The sequence below is a fragment of the Devosia neptuniae genome (assembly GCF_025452235.1).
Taxonomy (GTDB): domain Bacteria; phylum Pseudomonadota; class Alphaproteobacteria; order Rhizobiales; family Devosiaceae; genus Devosia.
Genome location: NZ_CP104965.1, coordinates 3,739,948 through 3,755,537, shown reverse-complemented (window position 1 = coordinate 3,755,537; position 15,590 = coordinate 3,739,948). Strand labels below are relative to the sequence as shown.

At 61.7% G+C, this 15,590-nt stretch carries 14 protein-coding genes; 4 read left to right on the top strand and 10 right to left on the bottom strand.

The window, feature by feature from the left end; genetic code table 11:
- The first annotated feature begins 60 nt into the window (after positions 1–60).
- Positions 61–744 carry a GntR family transcriptional regulator gene (locus tag N8A98_RS21200; RefSeq protein ID WP_262168294.1) on the top strand — a complete coding sequence of 228 codons (684 nt, stop codon included), beginning with the start codon at positions 61–63 and terminating at the stop codon, positions 742–744.
- Positions 745–769: 25 nt separating this feature from the next.
- Here the strand turns inward: N8A98_RS21200 and N8A98_RS21195 are convergent, their stop codons facing one another.
- The 10 genes from N8A98_RS21195 to N8A98_RS21150 all read right to left on the bottom strand — a co-directional run bounded on the left by N8A98_RS21195 (position 770) and on the right by N8A98_RS21150 (position 12,561).
- Positions 770–1,837, bottom strand: coding sequence for an ABC transporter ATP-binding protein (locus tag N8A98_RS21195; protein ID WP_262168292.1), 1,068 nt, complete (start codon positions 1,835–1,837; stop codon positions 770–772).
- A gap of 29 nt (positions 1,838–1,866) precedes the next feature.
- The gene (locus tag N8A98_RS21190) at positions 1,867–2,769 is read right to left on the bottom strand and encodes a carbohydrate ABC transporter permease (RefSeq protein ID WP_390888790.1); all 903 of its coding nucleotides are present in this window, start codon (positions 2,767–2,769) and stop codon (positions 1,867–1,869) included.
- A 3-nt stretch (positions 2,770–2,772) separates the two neighbouring features.
- Entirely contained in the window at positions 2,773–3,681 is a 909-nt protein-coding gene (locus tag N8A98_RS21185; protein ID WP_390888789.1) for a carbohydrate ABC transporter permease, read from the bottom strand.
- A 53-nt stretch (positions 3,682–3,734) separates the two neighbouring features.
- Positions 3,735–5,024 (bottom strand): ABC transporter substrate-binding protein, encoded by a 1,290-nt coding sequence (locus N8A98_RS21180; protein WP_262168290.1) that lies wholly within the window; start codon positions 5,022–5,024, stop codon positions 3,735–3,737.
- A 109-nt stretch (positions 5,025–5,133) separates the two neighbouring features.
- Positions 5,134–6,804: an MGH1-like glycoside hydrolase domain-containing protein gene (locus tag N8A98_RS21175; RefSeq protein WP_262168289.1), complete on the bottom strand. Its 1,671-nt coding sequence runs from the start codon at positions 6,802–6,804 to the stop codon at positions 5,134–5,136.
- Positions 6,805–7,186: 382 nt separating this feature from the next.
- Positions 7,187–7,978, bottom strand: a complete 792-nt coding sequence (locus N8A98_RS21170; RefSeq protein WP_262168288.1) for a TatD family hydrolase — start codon at positions 7,976–7,978, stop codon at positions 7,187–7,189.
- Between the two features lie 6 nt (positions 7,979–7,984).
- Positions 7,985–8,935: an ABC transporter permease gene (locus tag N8A98_RS21165; protein WP_262168286.1), complete on the bottom strand. Its 951-nt coding sequence runs from the start codon at positions 8,933–8,935 to the stop codon at positions 7,985–7,987.
- Positions 8,932–10,017 (bottom strand): ABC transporter permease, encoded by a 1,086-nt coding sequence (locus tag N8A98_RS21160; RefSeq protein ID WP_262168284.1) that lies wholly within the window; start codon positions 10,015–10,017, stop codon positions 8,932–8,934. Before N8A98_RS21160 ends, N8A98_RS21165 begins: the two co-directional genes overlap by 4 nt.
- On the bottom strand, positions 10,014–11,552 hold the full coding sequence (locus tag N8A98_RS21155) for an ABC transporter ATP-binding protein (protein ID WP_262168283.1): 1,539 nt from the start codon (positions 11,550–11,552) through the stop codon (positions 10,014–10,016). The genes N8A98_RS21160 and N8A98_RS21155 overlap by 4 nt, the downstream gene beginning before the upstream one ends.
- Before the next feature lies 1 nt (position 11,553).
- Positions 11,554–12,561 (bottom strand): BMP family protein, encoded by a 1,008-nt coding sequence (locus tag N8A98_RS21150; protein ID WP_262168281.1) that lies wholly within the window; start codon positions 12,559–12,561, stop codon positions 11,554–11,556.
- 246 nt (positions 12,562–12,807) lie between these two features.
- On the opposite strand from N8A98_RS21150, the gene N8A98_RS21145 reads away from it, so the two are divergent.
- From N8A98_RS21145 to N8A98_RS21135, 3 genes are all read left to right on the top strand, one after another.
- A complete protein-coding gene (locus N8A98_RS21145; RefSeq protein ID WP_262168279.1) occupies positions 12,808–13,752 on the top strand; it encodes an N-carbamoyl-D-amino-acid hydrolase in 945 nt (314 codons plus the stop codon).
- Between the two features lie 2 nt (positions 13,753–13,754).
- The gene (locus tag N8A98_RS21140) at positions 13,755–14,393 is read left to right on the top strand and encodes a helix-turn-helix domain-containing protein (RefSeq protein WP_262168278.1); all 639 of its coding nucleotides are present in this window, start codon (positions 13,755–13,757) and stop codon (positions 14,391–14,393) included.
- 147 nt (positions 14,394–14,540) lie between these two features.
- Complete coding sequence (locus N8A98_RS21135; protein WP_262168276.1) at positions 14,541–15,581, top strand: alanine racemase; 1,041 nt, start codon at positions 14,541–14,543, stop codon at positions 15,579–15,581.
- Positions 15,582–15,590: the final 9 nt, after the last annotated feature.

Below are 15,590 nucleotides of genomic sequence, written 5' to 3'. Positions count from 1 at the left end.
ATTGTATGGTACCGTATGGCGCATTGACACAAGCTGTCAATGGCGTGGGCGAGATGTAATATGACTCTTGAAATGCAGGTGGCTGAGAGCGGTGAAAGTGCCGCTGCCTCGATCGAAAAAGATCTGCGGCGCGCGATCATCGAGCTGGAATTGTTGCCGGGATCGCGCCTCAGCGAACAGGATATTGCCACCCGCCTCGGCGTGTCGCGGCAGCCGGTGCGCGAGGCGCTGATCCGCCTGGCCAATTCACGATTGATCGAAATCCGCCCGCATCGCGGCACGGTCGTGGCACGCATCTCGGCCAAGGAAATGACCGAGGCGCTGTTCGTCCGGCAAGCGGTGGAACTCGCCGTGGTCGCCAGGGCGGCGCAGAGCTTTGAAGCCTGGCAGCGCAAGCGCATAGCCAGCTTGTTGCTCAAGCAGGAAGAGGCGGCGGCCAAGCTCGACCATGCCGACTTCCGCGAGCATGACGAGGCGTTTCATTTTGCCATTGCACAGGGAGCCGGGGTCGGCATTGCCTGGATCGCCATTGCCGATATGAAGACGCATATGGACCGGGTCTGCAACATGACCTTGCAGAGCGAGGCGGACATGGTGCGTCGCGTGCGCGAACACCAGGACATCATGGCCGCCATCGATGGACACGACGTCGAGGGCGCCCAGCGCGCCATGGCCCAGCACCTGGGCAGTATCCTAGATGACCTGCCAGACCTGGAGACCAAACACGCCAGCCTCTTTATCTAGGCGGCGACCGGTTTGGGGTATCCGGCTATTTCATATCCCCCAAACGCTGCCCTTCGGCGTCGAAATAATGGGCGCCTGCCGCATTGATGGTGAGGGTTACGTCCTCGCCATTGCGGGTTTTGGCGTCGCCGGCGCCTTGCACCAGCACGGTCTGCTCATTGGCGAGGCGGACATAGATGAAGACTTCGCTGCCGAGGTATTCCACCAGGGTCACCTTGCCGGGCAAAGTCAGATCGCCTGATGTGCCAAGGCTGAGTTGTTCAGGGCGGATGCCGATGCTGATAGGGCCATTGGTCGTGATGCCCCGGGGCAGGGTGAGGCTGCCGAGGCCCGCAATCTCGGCCTTGCCGCCTGCAGCCTGGGCGTCGAGCATGTTCATCTTGGGTGAACCGATGAAGGTCGCGACGAATTTGTTGCGCGGGAAATTATACAGCTCGTAGGGCGTGCCGACCTGCTCGATGCGGCCCTTGTTGAGCACGACGATACGGGTGGCCATGGTCATGGCCTCGGTCTGGTCGTGCGTCACATAGATCATGGTGGTGCCCAGCCGCTGATAGAGGCCGGCCAGCTCGACCCGCATTTGCACGCGCAATTCGGCATCGAGATTGGACAAGGGTTCATCGAACAGGAACAGCTGCGGCTCGCGCACGATGGCGCGACCAATGGCGACGCGCTGCTTCTGTCCGCCAGAAAGCTGGCGCGGCTTGCGCTCCATCAGCGGCTCAATCTGCAGAATGCGGGCAGCGTCGGCCACGCGGCGCTCGATCTCCGGTTTTGGCATTTTGAGATTGGAGAGGCCGAAAGCCAGGTTCTTGCGCACGCTCATATGGGGATAGAGCGCGTAGGACTGGAACACCATGGAGAGGTTCCGCTGGGAGGCGGGCAGGTCGTTGACGATTTTGTCGCCGATGGCGATGACGCCATCATTGATGTCTTCGAGCCCGGCGATCATGCGCAGTAGGGTGGACTTGCCGCAGCCGGAAGGGCCGACCAGCACGAGGAACTCGCCTGACTGAACTTCGAGGTCGAGGCCATGGATGATGGGCACATTGCCATAGGTTTTCTTGACGTCGCTGAGGGTGACAGAGGCCATTGGTTTGGTCCTTGATGGGTATGCGAGCGCTATTTCATGCCGCTCATGGCGATGCCGCGGATGATGAAGCGCTGAAAGATGACGAAGAACAGGATGATGGGCAGGATGGAGAGCACCGACATGGCGAACATCTGGCCAAATTCGGAAACGCTGTCCTGGCTGAGGAACATCCGCAGGGCGAGGGGGACGGTGTAGTCCTTGATATCGTTGAGATAGACCAGCGGCCCCAGGAAATCTTCCCAGGTCCAGATGAAGGAGAAGATGGCCGCCGTGGTCATGGCCGGCAGCGAGAGCGGCAGGATGATGGCCCAGTAAATCTTGAAGGGAGAGCAGCCATCGATCATGGCCGCCTCATCCAGCTCGCGCGGCAATTGGCGGAAGAACTGGATCATGAGGAAGATGAAGAAGGCGTCCGACGCGAGGAACCGCGGCACCACCAGTGGCAGGTAGGTGTTGACCCAGCCCAGCTGCAGGAAGGTGAGGTACTGCGGGATGAGCACGACGTGATAGGGGATCATCAGTGTCATCATCATCAGCGCGAACCAGATAGTCTTGCCGGAAAATTCGAGCCGGGCGAAGGCATAGGCGGCAAACGAGCATGAGATGACATTGCCGATCACCGACAGGACGGTCACCACTGCCGAATTCCAGAAGAAATTGGTGAAGCTGACCGGCAGGGCATTCCAGCCGCTGGTGTAGTTGGACCATTGCGGATCGCTGGGGATGAGCCCGAGCTGACCGAAAATCTCGTTATTGGGTTTGAGCGAACTCGCCACCATCCAGAGCAGCGGATAGATCATCACGAAGGATGCCGCGATCAGGAAGACGTGCTTGAGCATTGCCGCGCGTTTGGCGCGGACGGCACGATCAGCGCGGAGCTGAGCGGAGACGGCGGTGAGATCGGCGAGGCGGTTCGAAGTTACGTCGGTCATGACCTAGCCCCTCTCATTCTCGTAATGGACCCAATATTTTGAGGTCCAGAAGGCGATGGCGGTGAAGGCGGCGATGATGACCAGCAGCACCCAGCCCAGCGCCGAGGCATAGCCCATGCGGAAATAGCTGAACGCCTCGTTGAACAGGTAGACGGTGAAGAACAGTAGGCTATCGAGCGGGGCACCGGTGCCGCCCGAAATGATGAAGGCGCCCGAAAAGGATTTGAACGCTTCGATCATCTGCAGCACCAGATTGAAGAAGATGACCGGAGCCAGCATGGGCACGGTGATGGCGAAGAATTTGCGGCTGGGCGTTGCCGCGTCGATCTCGGCCGCCTCGTACAGGTCCTGCGGGATGGCGCGCAGCCCGGCGAGGAAGATCAGCATGGGCGAGCCGAATTGCCAGATGGCGAGCACGACCAGCGTATAGAGCGAATAATTGGGGTCCGAGAGCCAGTAGGGGCCCTGGATGCCGAACACTGCGAGCGCCGAATTGATCACGCCATCGGCGTTGAACAATTGCCGCCACAGGATCGCCACAGCGATGGAGCCGCCCAGAATGGACGGCAGGTAAAACAGGGCGCGATACCAGCCCACGGCGCGAATGCCCTTGTCCAGCAACATGGCCACGATCAGCGCGAAGATCAGCTTGGCCGGCACCGAGAGTATGACGAAGAGGAAAGTGACCTTGAGCGACTGCCAGAAGCGGTAGTCGAACTCGAACATATATTGGAAGTTTTCGAACCCGACCCAGACCGGGGCATTGACCGCGTCATAATCGGTGAAGGCGAGATAGAGCGAAGCCAGGATCGGAAAGATCGAGAGCAGGAAAAAGCCGATCAGCCAGGGTGTGAGAAACACATAGCCCGGCCAGCTGCGGCGTAATTTGGATCGAATAGACATTCCTGTCATCCTTGCGTCGTGAAGCTATGGCCCGCCGGGAACGTCCCGGCGGGCCAAATTGGTTAGCGGGCGCGGCGGCGGATGCCTTCGGCTTCGCGGCGGATCTGGTTGGCGACATCGGGGATGGGCGCCTGATCGAGCAGCACGGCCACCGCGACACGCTCGAACATGGCTTCGATTTCCTGCGCGCCCGAGGGCGGCGGGGGCGCCAGATTCATGGTTTTGCCCTGAATGCCGTCGAAGAAGGCGACCGAGGTCGCTTCGATTTCGGTGAGCTTGGGCTGCAGTGCCGCGCGCACCTGTGCGTTGGCGGGAATACCACGTTCGAGGCCGAGCACGGCGGTCATTTCCGGGTCGTTAACGAAGGCGCTCATATAGGTCGTGGCCGCTTCGGCATCGACCGTGTCACGGCTGAGGCAGATGAACTGGCTGGGTTGGATGATCGAGCCGGGGATCATTTCGGGCGTATTGGGGAACATGGCCGCGCCGACCTTGTCCTGCATCAGGTTTTGCACGCCCACCATCTGGTTGCTCCAGGCGTAGGAAATCGCAGTCTGGCCGGTGACGATGCCCCAATTGGAGAGTTCGGCGCCGACGAGACCCGCCGAAACCTGACCCGGCGGAGTGGCGCCAGCGGCGCGCAGGTCGGCCCAGATGGCGAAATAGTCGGCGATGGTTTCGGCCGAAGCGCCGAAATTACCCTCGTCGTCAAACAGGCGCTCGCCGCGCTGGTGCACATAGTCGGAGAAGTTCTGGTAATCGGCGGTGTTGTCGTCCGTGCCGAAGACGCCGGTGGCCTTGGTGACTTCGCCGGCGACGCGCTTCAGATCATCATAGGTCCAGCCGAAGGGATCGAAACTGATGCCGGCAGCGTCGAACAGGCGGGTATTGTAGAGCGAGACGTGCGAATTGGCGCCGATCGAAAGGGCATAGAGCTTGCCATCGACCCGGCCGGCCGAGAGCGCGCTTTCGTCAATCTGGGAGATGTCGAGCGATTTGCCGATATACTCATCGAGCGGCAGGATGGCGCCGCGATTGATATATTCGAACATCACGCCATAGCCCATCTGGATGGCGTCGGCCATGTTGCGGCCGGCAATCTGGGTGGTGAGGCGGGTGAAGTAATCGGCCGAGCCAAGGGTTTCGCCGGCCACCACGATGCCGGGGTTCTTTTCGTTGAACAGGCGAATGACTTCGAATGTGCGCTTGTCGCGCTCCGGGTTACCCCACCAGAAATGGCGGATGCGGCGATCCTGGGCGAAGGCAGAAGTGCCCGTGGCCGACAGGATTGCTGCGGAGCCGGCAGCGGCAGCGGCTGTGCCGAGGAATTTGCGTCTATTGAATGTGCTCATGGATACCTCCCATTGTGAGCTACGTACCTCATCGTCGACGTGTCCGGATTCACGGACGGGCCGGCAATGGTCGAAATTCTTGGGTCGATTGGCCGGTTTCGGCGCGTGATTAATAGGTCGGGTGGACCAGCCCCGGATTGTGCAGGCGGGTGAAAGCTCCGTTCTCAAGGTGCAATTGCTCATTGGCAGCGGCGGTGAAGTCGATAGCTCCATCTGACGTGTGGAGCGTCCCGGTGATGGTGTTGACGCTGATGCCGATCAGCCCGGCAATGGTGCCGGTGCGGTCGGTGATGATGCGGACGCCCTTGGGGGCGCGGAACAGCACTTCACCATCGCGATAGGCGGTGGAGTGGGTCCGGGTGTTGACCAGCTCGAAATGGTGGCCATCGACGGTGCGGGCATAGGCCGTTTCATGCGCCACGTCGCGGTGCTCGATCTGGTAGGGCACAAGGCCGGTGAACCACAGCGCGCCATCCGGGCGCGGCTGGATGCCGCTCAGCCGCTCGACGAAATCGAGCAGGCACAGGATCGAGGGCGAATAGGCCTCGGTGAAGCCCTCCCGTCCCGTGAAGGGATGCAGCGTCTGGGCAAAGCGAGTGGAGCGGAACTGCGCCGACAGGGTCGGATAGAGAATCCAGGTCAACTCGACATGGCGGTGGTGGTGCTCGAAGGCATGCGGGGTGCGGATCAGGGTCAGGAAATTGGTGGGACCGCACCAGCTATTATAGTCATAGGCCGGGTCGAACCGTGGATCGTCGAGAGCGATCGACGTAAGTGGGTATTTGGCGAAGAATTTGCGCGTGTTGAGCAGATAGCGGCTGAGCGCTTCGGCGAAAAAGGCGTCGTCGCCCACTTCGCAGGCCAGAACCCGCAGCAACACATCCGACTGCACGCGGACATGCTGGCTGTTGCGGTCGCGATCGTAGAAGAAGCCATCTTCGGCGTGGAAGCACTGCTCGAACAGGGCCCCAATGCTCTGCTCGGCCCTGGCGCGCCAAGGGGCCGGGTCCTCGCCCAATTCCTCGGCCATGCGGGCTAGGTAGAGGCGCTGGCAGGCGACATTGGCGGTGAGATCGGGCGCGATGAAGGGCAGTACTGGATTGTCGGGATTATAGGCCTTGGTGTCGTTGTTGAACGGGGAATCCGGCACATGCCAGAAGCGGGCGGACAGATCATGCCCGGTATCGAAGGCGCAAAAGGCTTCGACGGCGCCGGTCTTGCGTGTGTCGCGCCACTCGGCCAGCCAGGCATCATAGGCAGCCATGGAGCGGTACATTTTGGCGAGATAGGCCTTGTCGCGGCCGTTGAGGCTGTAATGGGTCCAGACCGAGCGGGCGAGGGGTGACACCAGCTGGATCTGTGAGAAAACCGGCCCGTTCGGTGTCAGCTTATAGGGCAGGAGGCCATCTTCACGCTGATGCTCGGCAAAGACGGCAAAGGTGGCGGCGGCGATGGAGGGCACGAAACGGGACAGCAATTCGGCATTGATCGTGCCGGTGCTTTCCAGCCAGCAGCCGTGATAGATCCCGCCTTCATGCAGGATGGGTTGTTCACTGCCGGTGGGCTTGATGCAGGCGATGAGTTCGGTGACCGCGTCGTAGAAGCGGCTTTCCATGGCCGGTGAGGATGCGGTGAAGGCGACACCAGAGCGCGCGAATTCGGCAAGAATGGCGGCTTCCCACGGGTTGTTGTCGGCCGTTATCCGTTGCGTCACATCGATCGCGCGCAGCTTGTTCAGCAGCGAGGATGATTGGGTGTGACTATCGGCGCCAAAATCCATGCGTCGTTTCCGGCAAATACCGGTCCCCTCCCAGGCGTCCGTTGTGGATCGGCCTGCAACAATACCCGGCGGACCGGGTCAAAAGCGGGAGCGATGGAGGGGCAAGGACCAATCCATCAACCGTGACCGCACAGCTGAGATCGACGAGGGGTCCTGCGGAAGGTCGAAACGAGCAATGGTCCGTGTTTATCCGGTCAAACCAAAGACGTTCCGCGTAGCGCACGCTTTACCAACATACCGTGGCTGGGCTGCTCGAGCCCATGACGTGTCTCCGGCCATTCAGCGGGAATTTATCCGCCTTCGATACTTGTATGGTAGATTTGGCCGCGGAACTTGTCAATCAAAGGCTATGGATGACGGGGCCGCTCCCTTGCTCACCCTGTCAGCTGGCAATAGGAGGCCGGGCAACCTTGGCAAACAGGCGGTAGAAGTTGTCCGTAGTATAGGCGGCGATATCCTCGACTTTATCGCCACGCAGTTTTGCGAGCAGCTCGGCTATCTTGGACAGGTTGGCCGGCTCGTTTCGATCGGTCTCGAACGGCGCTGGGGACATCGAAGGCGAGTCGGTTTCGAGCAGGATACGGTCGCGTGGAAGGCTGCTCGCGGCCTGGCGGATGTGATCGTTGCCTTCATAAGTCAGGAGGCCGCCAAAGCCGAAATAGCCGCCGAGTTCCAGGGCGGTCTCCATCAAAAGCGGTCCACCCGAAAAGGCATGCACTACAAACGGGAACGGTCTTACGGCGGTGGCTTCCTGCAGCATGGCTGCCATGGTTTCGTCTTCGCGCACCGAATGGATAACCAGTGGCAATTGCGTTTCCTGGGCCGCCGCAAGATGAGCGGCGAAGACGGCGATTTGATTTGTCCAATCAGCCGTCCCATAAACCCGGTCGAGCCCCGCCTCGCCAATCCCGACAACCTTGGAATGGTGGGTGAGTGCAACGATCTCTTCGGTCGAGACGTCCTTCTCCTCGTCGGAAAAATGCGGCAGCGTGCCCACCGTACAATAGACATTGTCGTGCATCTCGGCGACGGCACGGACCCGGTCGAAGTCGCGCACCTTTATGCCGATGGTGAGATAGGTTTCGATGCCGATTGCTGCCGCCCGCGCCATTACCGCCGATCGATCATGGGCGAATTCATCGAAATCGAGATGCAGATGGCTATCGACAAACATGAATGCTTACTCGGCCTTGTTGCGTTGGAACGGCTGCCCCAGTGCGGCCGGATCGCGAACTTTCCCAGCAAATCCGATCAGCACCACGATGGTCAGCAGATAAGGCAGCATGACGAGGAACTGATAGGGAATGCCGGTGCCCGCATTCTGACCGCGTAGCTGGAAAGCGTCGGCGCCCCCGAACAGCATGGCAGCCAGCAGGATGCCCCAGGGGTGACGGCGGCCGAGCAGCAGAATGGCCAGAGCAATATAGCCACGGCCGGCGGTCATATTGTCAAGGAACAAGCCGGTGGCGCTCAGCGACAGGAAGGCGCCGCCAAGCCCGGCAAAAAGCCCGGAAACCACGAGGCACCAGGTGCGCGTCCGGCTGACCGATATGCCCAGCGTTTCGGCCGCCTCCGGGTGCTCGCCGACGGCTATGATCGCCGTTCCGATCGACATGCGCGAGAGCACGATCGCCGCCACGGCAACGAGTGCGAGCGTCAGGTAAACTAAAATACTTTGCTGGAAGAGCAGGGGGCTGAGCACCGGTATCTGCGCTAGTCCGGGTATCTCGATGGGCGGGAAGGGTTGGATCCGCGGCGCGTTGGTTCCCGTTCCGAAGGCCGCGCGAAAACCATAGCTCGTGACGCCCACCATCAGCAGGTTGATGGCTATGCCAACCACGACCTGATTGCTCGACAGGCGCACGGTATAGAACGCCATCACCAGCCCGAGCACGGCGCCCGATGCCATGCCGGCCGCAACGCCGAACCAGAGGCTGCCCGAGACGAAGGCGGCAGAAAAGCCGACAAAGGCACCAAGCAGCATCATGCCTTCCAGCCCGATATTGAGCACGCCGGCGCGCTCGGCAAACATGCCGCCTAGCGCCGCAAGCATGATCGGAATGGCGAGGCGCGTGGTTGCCTGCAGGAAGCCGGCGGCGATCGGGTCCGTCAGATAGTCGATAAAGCTCATGTTGAGGCCACCGGCTTGCGCTTGGCAAGGAAATCGAAAGCACCGCGCCCGATGACGAACAGCACGACAAGTCCCTGTATGATGGTGGTCAATGTGCTCGGCACGCCCGAAGCGGTCTGCATACTGGTGCCGCCGACCTGCAAGGCCGCAAAGAGGATGGCCGCGGCAAGCACGCCGATGGGATTGGTGCGTCCGAGCAATGCAACGATGATGCCGGTATAGCCGAAGCCCGGAGAGAGGTTTTCGATCATGCGGCGTTGTACGCCGACCACTTCCATATAGCCGGCCAGCCCCGCCAGTGCGCCGCTGACGAGAAATGCCGAGATGGTGATCGCGGTGACCTTGTAGCCGGCATTGAACGCAGCCCGCGCATTGAGCCCGACGACGCGCAGCTTGAACCCCCAGGTCGTGTGCCAGAGCGCGAAATGACAGCCCGCGACGGCGAGCAGCGCCAGAAGAAATCCGAAATGCAGGCGCGTTCCTTCGATCAGCGCGGGAAACCGGGCATTGCTGGCAAGCCGTTCGGTCTGCGGCAGGTAGCCCGCAGCCTCCTGCAAGGGGCCGCGCAGCAGGAAGGAAACAAACAGGATGGCGATATAGTTGAGCATGATCGTCGTGATCAACTCATTGGCGCCAAAGCGCATCTTCAACGCGCCGGCCAGCAGCGACCAGAGGGCGCCCACCACCGCGGCAGTGACGATCATGGCCGGGATAACGACCAGCGGCGGCATGTCCGGCAAGGCAAGGCCGACAAAGGCGGCAGCAGTTGCGCCGAGGAAAAGCTGGCCCTCGGCCCCCAGGTTGAAGGCGCCGCCACGGAAAGCGATGGCGATGGCCAGGCCGGTAAAAATCAGGGGAATAGCGCGCAGCAGCGTTTCGGCGAGGCTGTTCCACGAACCGAAAGCGCCATCGAGCAGCGCCAGATAGGCCGTGAGCGGATTGGCGCCCCAGGCGACAATCAGGATGGCGCCGATAAGCAGCGCGAGGAAGATGGCCACAAGACTGGACAGCAATGCGCCACTGCCTTTCGGCAGCAGACGCGAACGCGGTGGCACCAGGGCCTCGGTTTTGGTCGCGCTCATGCTGCCTGTCCCGTCATCATGGCGCCCAGACGATCGAGCGTGACGTCGCGGCGCAGGATTTCTCCCACGACGCTGCCGGCAAACATCACCACGACACGGTCCGATAGCGCTAGAATTTCATCCAGTTCGGTGGAGACCAGCACAATGGCGGCGCCGCGTGCCCGCTGGGCCAGCAATTGCTCATGCACGAAGGCCGTGGCGCCGATATCTAGACCACGCGTTGGTTGCACGGCAATGATCACCGACGGCTCGCGGCTGAGCGCCCGGCCGAGCACCACCTTTTGCTGGTTGCCGCCAGAGAGCGTCAGGATGCGCTGGTCCGGCCCGGTGCAACGGACGTCATTGACCCTAATCAGTTCTTCGCTGAACGAGCGAATGGCGCCATGGGCGAGAATGCCGCCGTTGGAAAAGGGGCTGTGGGTGACCTGTTCGAGAACGGCATTGTCGGCGATGGAAAGGTCGACAAGGGCGGTGCGCTGGCGATCTTCGGGAATGTGGGAGAGGCCGAGCGCGATTCGAGAACTGGGGCCGGTGCGGCTAACGTCGATCAGGCTTTCCCCCCGGCGCAGGCTTACAATTCCCGAGGTGGGGGCGATAAGGCCCGCGAAAATCTCTGCGAGCTCCTGCTGCCCATTGCCGTCAACGCCGGCTATGCCCACGATTTCTCCCGCATGGGCGGACATCGAGACATCGCGCAGGCGCTCGACGCCGCGCTCATTGCGAAACGTCACGCCGGCAGCCACCAATACCGGCCGACCAGGTGTCTGCTCCCCCTCGACTGTGGGCAGGGTCAGGTCGTCCCCGATCATCAGCCGGGCCAGTTCGGTGGGATTGGTGTCGCGCGTCGGCATGCTGGCCATCAGCCTGCCGTGGCGCAGCACGCTGACCTGGTGGCTCAGGGCCATGACTTCGTTGAGCTTGTGGCTGATAAAAACAATGGCCGTACCGGCATCGGCCAGCATGCGCAGCACGCGGAAGAATCCCTCGACTTCCTGCGGCGCGAGCACGGCCGTGGGCTCGTCGAGCACAAGAATGCGGGCACCGCGATACAGCGCCTTGACGATTTCGACGCGCTGCTGGCTGGCGACCGAGAGATCGCCGACCCGCGCATGCGGATCAACCTTGAGGCCATAGCGTGCGCCGATCTCCTCGATCTCGCGAGCGACCTTCTTGAGATCGGGGAACAAACGGCCGGCCCTGTCGATGCCGATCGAGACATTCTGCGCCACGGTGAGGGTGGGGACCAGCATGAAATGCTGGTGCACCATGCCAACACCCTTGGCGGCGGCATCGAGCGGGGAGGCGAACGTCACCGGCACCCCGTCGATGGCAATACTGCCCTCCTGGGGGACCAGCAGACCGGCAACCACCCGCATCAGCGTGGTCTTGCCGGCGCCATTCTCCCCGAGCAGGGCATGGATCTGGCCGCGCGCCACGGCAAAGTCCACCGCGTCATTGGCGGTGAAATTGCCGAAGCGAACGGTGACGCCGCTCAAACGGAGCGGCGTCTCATGCTGGGAGGCGGCGTTGGCCAAGTTACTCGACCATCGAGGTGTCATGCGGCACGACGAAATCGCCGGCCTTGATTGCCTCGAATTTGGCCTCGGTAGCCTTGAGGACTTCCGGGCTGATATTGGCGTCCAGGCCATGGAAATCGGCAAGCCGGATCGAGCCTTCCTTGATGCCGTAGCTCCAGGTCTTGCTCTCCCAACGGTCTTCGATCACCGACTTGGCCGCCTCGGTGACGAGCGGGCCGAGGTCCCACAGGACACTGGTCAACACAGCTTCGGGACCGAGATGGTTCTGGTCGGACACTGCGCCGATGACCAGCACCTTCTTTTCCACCGCAGCGTCGATGACGCCGACCGACTGGGCGCTCAAAACGTCCGCACCTTGCTCGACCTGGGCAATGGCCGCTTCCTTGGCCTTCGGCGGATCGAACCACGAACCGAGCCAGGAGATCATCACGGTGACGTCCGGATTGACTTCCTTCGCGCCGGCAGTCCAGGCGTGGTAATTGGCCAGCATGTTGGGGGCCGGATTGCCGCCCACCCAGCCGATAATGCCGGACTTGCTGGCGCCAGCCGACAGCATGCCGGTGAGATAGGCCCCCTGATAGTCGGGATTGTCATAGGTACCGACATTGTCCGCCAGGTTCTGCGCGGTGCCGGCCATGAAGTCTACGTCCGGAAAATCTTCCGCAACGGCCAGCGTCGCGTCGCCGTAGGAGAAGGAGTGGGCAAAGATCAACCCATAGCCGCGCGAGGCGTAGTCGCGCATGACGCGCTCGGCGTCTGCATCGGCGACGTTTTCGCTGTAGGCGACTTCGATGCCCAGATTCTTGGCTGCCGCCTGCAGGCCTGCATAGCCGCCGGCATTCCAGTCATTGTCGTTGATGGGCCCGGGCAAGATCATGGCGACCTTCAACGGGTCGGCCGCCCAGGCGACGCTTGCCAGAAGCGGCGCGCTCGCCACGCTCAGAGCCAGCGCTGCCAGCAGTTTGAGACGCCTACGCTTGGAAATCATCATCGGTTTGTCGTTCATCAGTTTGAACCTTTATCCCTTGCAGCGGCCCCGCCGCCTGTTCTTTTCGCCGGTATTCCGGCCCCTCTGCCGCAACCGTCTGACTTCCCACGCGACAGGGACTATGAAGTTTTGATTACTGGCCGTCCACAGAAATTTTCTCTTCGGAAAATCCTATGCAGCGCCGGTAAATTCTTGCATGCTTCCTCGCGGCAGGCCCGTATGGAGTTTGCATTTTTCTGTACGGAAAATCAGTTTGGAGCAGTCATGGATCGCGCCATTGTCGTTGCAGCAGCCCAGATGGGACCGATCGCCCGCTCCGCAACGCGGAAGGACGTGGTGCTGCGTCTGTTGGCCGCCTTGCGACAGGCGCATGCGCGTGGCGCCGAACTTGTGGTGTTTCCCGAACTGACGCTGACGACGTTCTTCCCGCGCTGGCATCTGACGGATCCGGCCGAGATCGATGCCTTTTTCGAAACCGAGATGCCGGGGCCCGAAACGCTCCCGCTGTTCGAGGAAGCCAGGAGGCTCGGGGTCGGCTTCTATCTCGGCTATGCCGAATTGGCGGCGGAGGAGGGCCGCACGCGGCGGTTCAATACGTCCATCCTCGTGGACCGCGCCGGGCGCGTAGTGGGGAAATACCGCAAGGTGCACCTGCCTGGCTATGACGCGCCACAGGCCGGACGCAGCAGCCAGCATCTGGAAAAGTACTATTTCGAACCCGGCAATCTGGGCTTTCCCGTGTGGCGCAGCATGGGCGCGGTCATGGGCATGTGCATCTGCAACGATCGCCGCTGGGCCGAAACCTACCGTGTCATGGCCTTGCAGGGCGCGGAGATGATTCTCCTCGGCTACAACACGCCGGACGATCATACCGGCAATTTCGATTCCGACAGCTTGACGGGTTTTCATCACCAGCTCTCGGTGCAGGCCGGGGCTTACCAGAACTCGACCTGGGTCGTGGCAACGGCCAAGGCCGGCAATGAGGAGGGTTCGCGCATGATCGGCCAGTCCATGATCGTCGCGCCATCGGGGCAGATCGTCGCGATGGCGACGACGACCGACGACGAAGTCATCACGGCCCGCTGCGACCTCGACATGGCGGCGCTTTACCGGCGGACCATTTTCGACTTCGCACGCCACCGCGAGCCCGACAATTATCGCCTGATTGTCGAGCGCAAGGGCCCGGTGGCGCCACCGCAGGAGCCGTGAGCATGAGCGATCCCCTCGTCAATCGCCGCGCCGCCCCCGAGGCGAGCCAGGAAACCGCCGTTGCGCGCATCCTTTCGGATCTGCGAAAGGCCAATGGCTGGACGCTGTCGGAAGTGTCGAAAAAAACGGGCGTTGCCATTTCGACCCTGTCGAAGATCGAAAATGGCCAGACCCAGCCCGCCTATAGCGTTCTGACGCGGTTGGCGACCGGGCTCGAAATCGACTTCGTCGATCTCCTGGGGGGCAGCGTCCATCCCCGTTTTTCGGGTGCCGCCCGTGCCATCACGCGGGCAGGGGAGGGCACGCGCTTTTCCAACGATATGGGCCTGTACGAAGCGCTCGGTACCGACCTTGCGGCCAAGTCGCTGCAGCCCATGCTGATCGATGTCCTGCCGCGCTCTCCACAAAGTCCCAGCGTGCGCAGCGCCCATCGTGGCGAAGAATTCGTCTATGTCCTGGCTGGCCCCGTGGTCTTCGAGATGAACCCCTATGCTCCGGTCGTATTGGCGAGCGGAGACTCGGTCTATTTCGATGGCGCCATGGACCATGGTTTTCACGCAGTCGGGCCCGAAACGGGACGCATTCTGTCGGTCTGCTTTGCGGGAACGGACCTGCCTTCCAATCCGGGCGTCTCAGAATGATTAATGCTAGGCCCCAGGCCGCTATTCGCCAGCTCAAGATGGTCTGCTAGCTCGATGCATCGACAGTCTCGTGACCTACCTGACCTGCCAGGTTTTGCCGGCTTTGAGCGGGTTGCTACCCCCGCCGTGGTGCTCAACGGCGCGGTCATGCGCACCAATATCGAGCGCATGCAGGGTCTGGCGGTGGACCAGATCGCACTGCACCCACACATCAAGACGCACAAGAGCATCGATCTCGCTCGCCGGCAGATCGCGGCCGGCGCCGCTGGCGTCACTGCTTCCCGCGCAACGGAGGCCAGCCACTTCATTGCGGCAGGCATTCCGGTCGTCACCATTGCCTATCCGATCATCGATGCTGCGGTCGCCACTGACTTGCTCAAGCTCGCATCGCGCCATGAGGTCTGCTTGCGGTTTGTTATCGACAGCCCGAACGGTGTTGCGGCGCTCGCTCAAGCCAGTCGGGAAACCGGCCTCAAGGGACAGGCCTTCATTGAAGTCGACGTGGGCCTTAAAAGGTGCGGCGTAGATCCAGCCGATGACGAAGCGCTGACACTCGCCAGGTCGCTGGCCGCTGAAGGCATCGACTTCGTCGGTTTGCTGTCCCATGCCGGCCACTCCTACGGTGCCGCCAGCGCCGCCAAAATTGCAGAGATCGCCGCCGCCGAACGCGAACTATTGCTCGCGCTGCACGACCGGCTCACCAAAGCGGGCTTTGCCCCCAGCCAGCTTTCGGTCGGCAGCACACCCACAGCTTTGTGCAATGCCGGGTTCGAGGGGCTGACGGAACTACGGCCGGGCAATTATATCTTCCTCGATCTCACGGCCGTACGCCTCGGCATCGCCCGCAGAAGCGACCTGGCGCTTGCAGTCGTCGCCAGCGTGATCTCGGCCAATGACCGCTATGCCATTATCGATGCCGGTTCAAAGACACTGAGCTCCGATATCGGGCCACACGGCACCGGCGCGGGCACCGGCTTCGGCGAGGCCTGGCTGGCAGATGGCCGCGGACCGCTTCGTGTGGAGAAACTGTCCGAGGAACATGGTTTCCTCGACTGCGCCGGCGTTCGTCTGGACATCGGCACCAAACTGCTAATCCTGCCCAACCACGCCTGCCCAGTGGCCAATCTGGCCTCCCATCTCACCGAACTGGTGGACGGGAAAGCAATGCAGATTTCCGTCGACGCCTGATGCCGTGAT

Coding starts and splice junctions, on each gene's coding strand:
- N8A98_RS21200 (WP_262168294.1), top strand. CDS start 61: ATGACTCTTGAAATGCAGGTGGCTGAGAGCGGTGAAAGTGCCGCTGCC.
- N8A98_RS21195 (WP_262168292.1), bottom strand. CDS start 1,837: ATGGCCTCTGTCACCCTCAGCGACGTCAAGAAAACCTATGGCAATGTG.
- N8A98_RS21190 (WP_390888790.1), bottom strand. CDS start 2,769: ATGACCGACGTAACTTCGAACCGCCTCGCCGATCTCACCGCCGTCTCC.
- N8A98_RS21185 (WP_390888789.1), bottom strand. CDS start 3,681: ATGACAGGAATGTCTATTCGATCCAAATTACGCCGCAGCTGGCCGGGC.
- N8A98_RS21180 (WP_262168290.1), bottom strand. CDS start 5,024: ATGAGCACATTCAATAGACGCAAATTCCTCGGCACAGCCGCTGCCGCT.
- N8A98_RS21175 (WP_262168289.1), bottom strand. CDS start 6,804: ATGGATTTTGGCGCCGATAGTCACACCCAATCATCCTCGCTGCTGAAC.
- N8A98_RS21170 (WP_262168288.1), bottom strand. CDS start 7,978: ATGTTTGTCGATAGCCATCTGCATCTCGATTTCGATGAATTCGCCCAT.
- N8A98_RS21165 (WP_262168286.1), bottom strand. CDS start 8,935: ATGAGCTTTATCGACTATCTGACGGACCCGATCGCCGCCGGCTTCCTG.
- N8A98_RS21160 (WP_262168284.1), bottom strand. CDS start 10,017: ATGAGCGCGACCAAAACCGAGGCCCTGGTGCCACCGCGTTCGCGTCTG.
- N8A98_RS21150 (WP_262168281.1), bottom strand. CDS start 12,561: ATGAACGACAAACCGATGATGATTTCCAAGCGTAGGCGTCTCAAACTG.
- N8A98_RS21145 (WP_262168279.1), top strand. CDS start 12,808: ATGGATCGCGCCATTGTCGTTGCAGCAGCCCAGATGGGACCGATCGCC.
- N8A98_RS21140 (WP_262168278.1), top strand. CDS start 13,755: ATGAGCGATCCCCTCGTCAATCGCCGCGCCGCCCCCGAGGCGAGCCAG.
- N8A98_RS21135 (WP_262168276.1), top strand. CDS start 14,541: ATGCGCACCAATATCGAGCGCATGCAGGGTCTGGCGGTGGACCAGATC.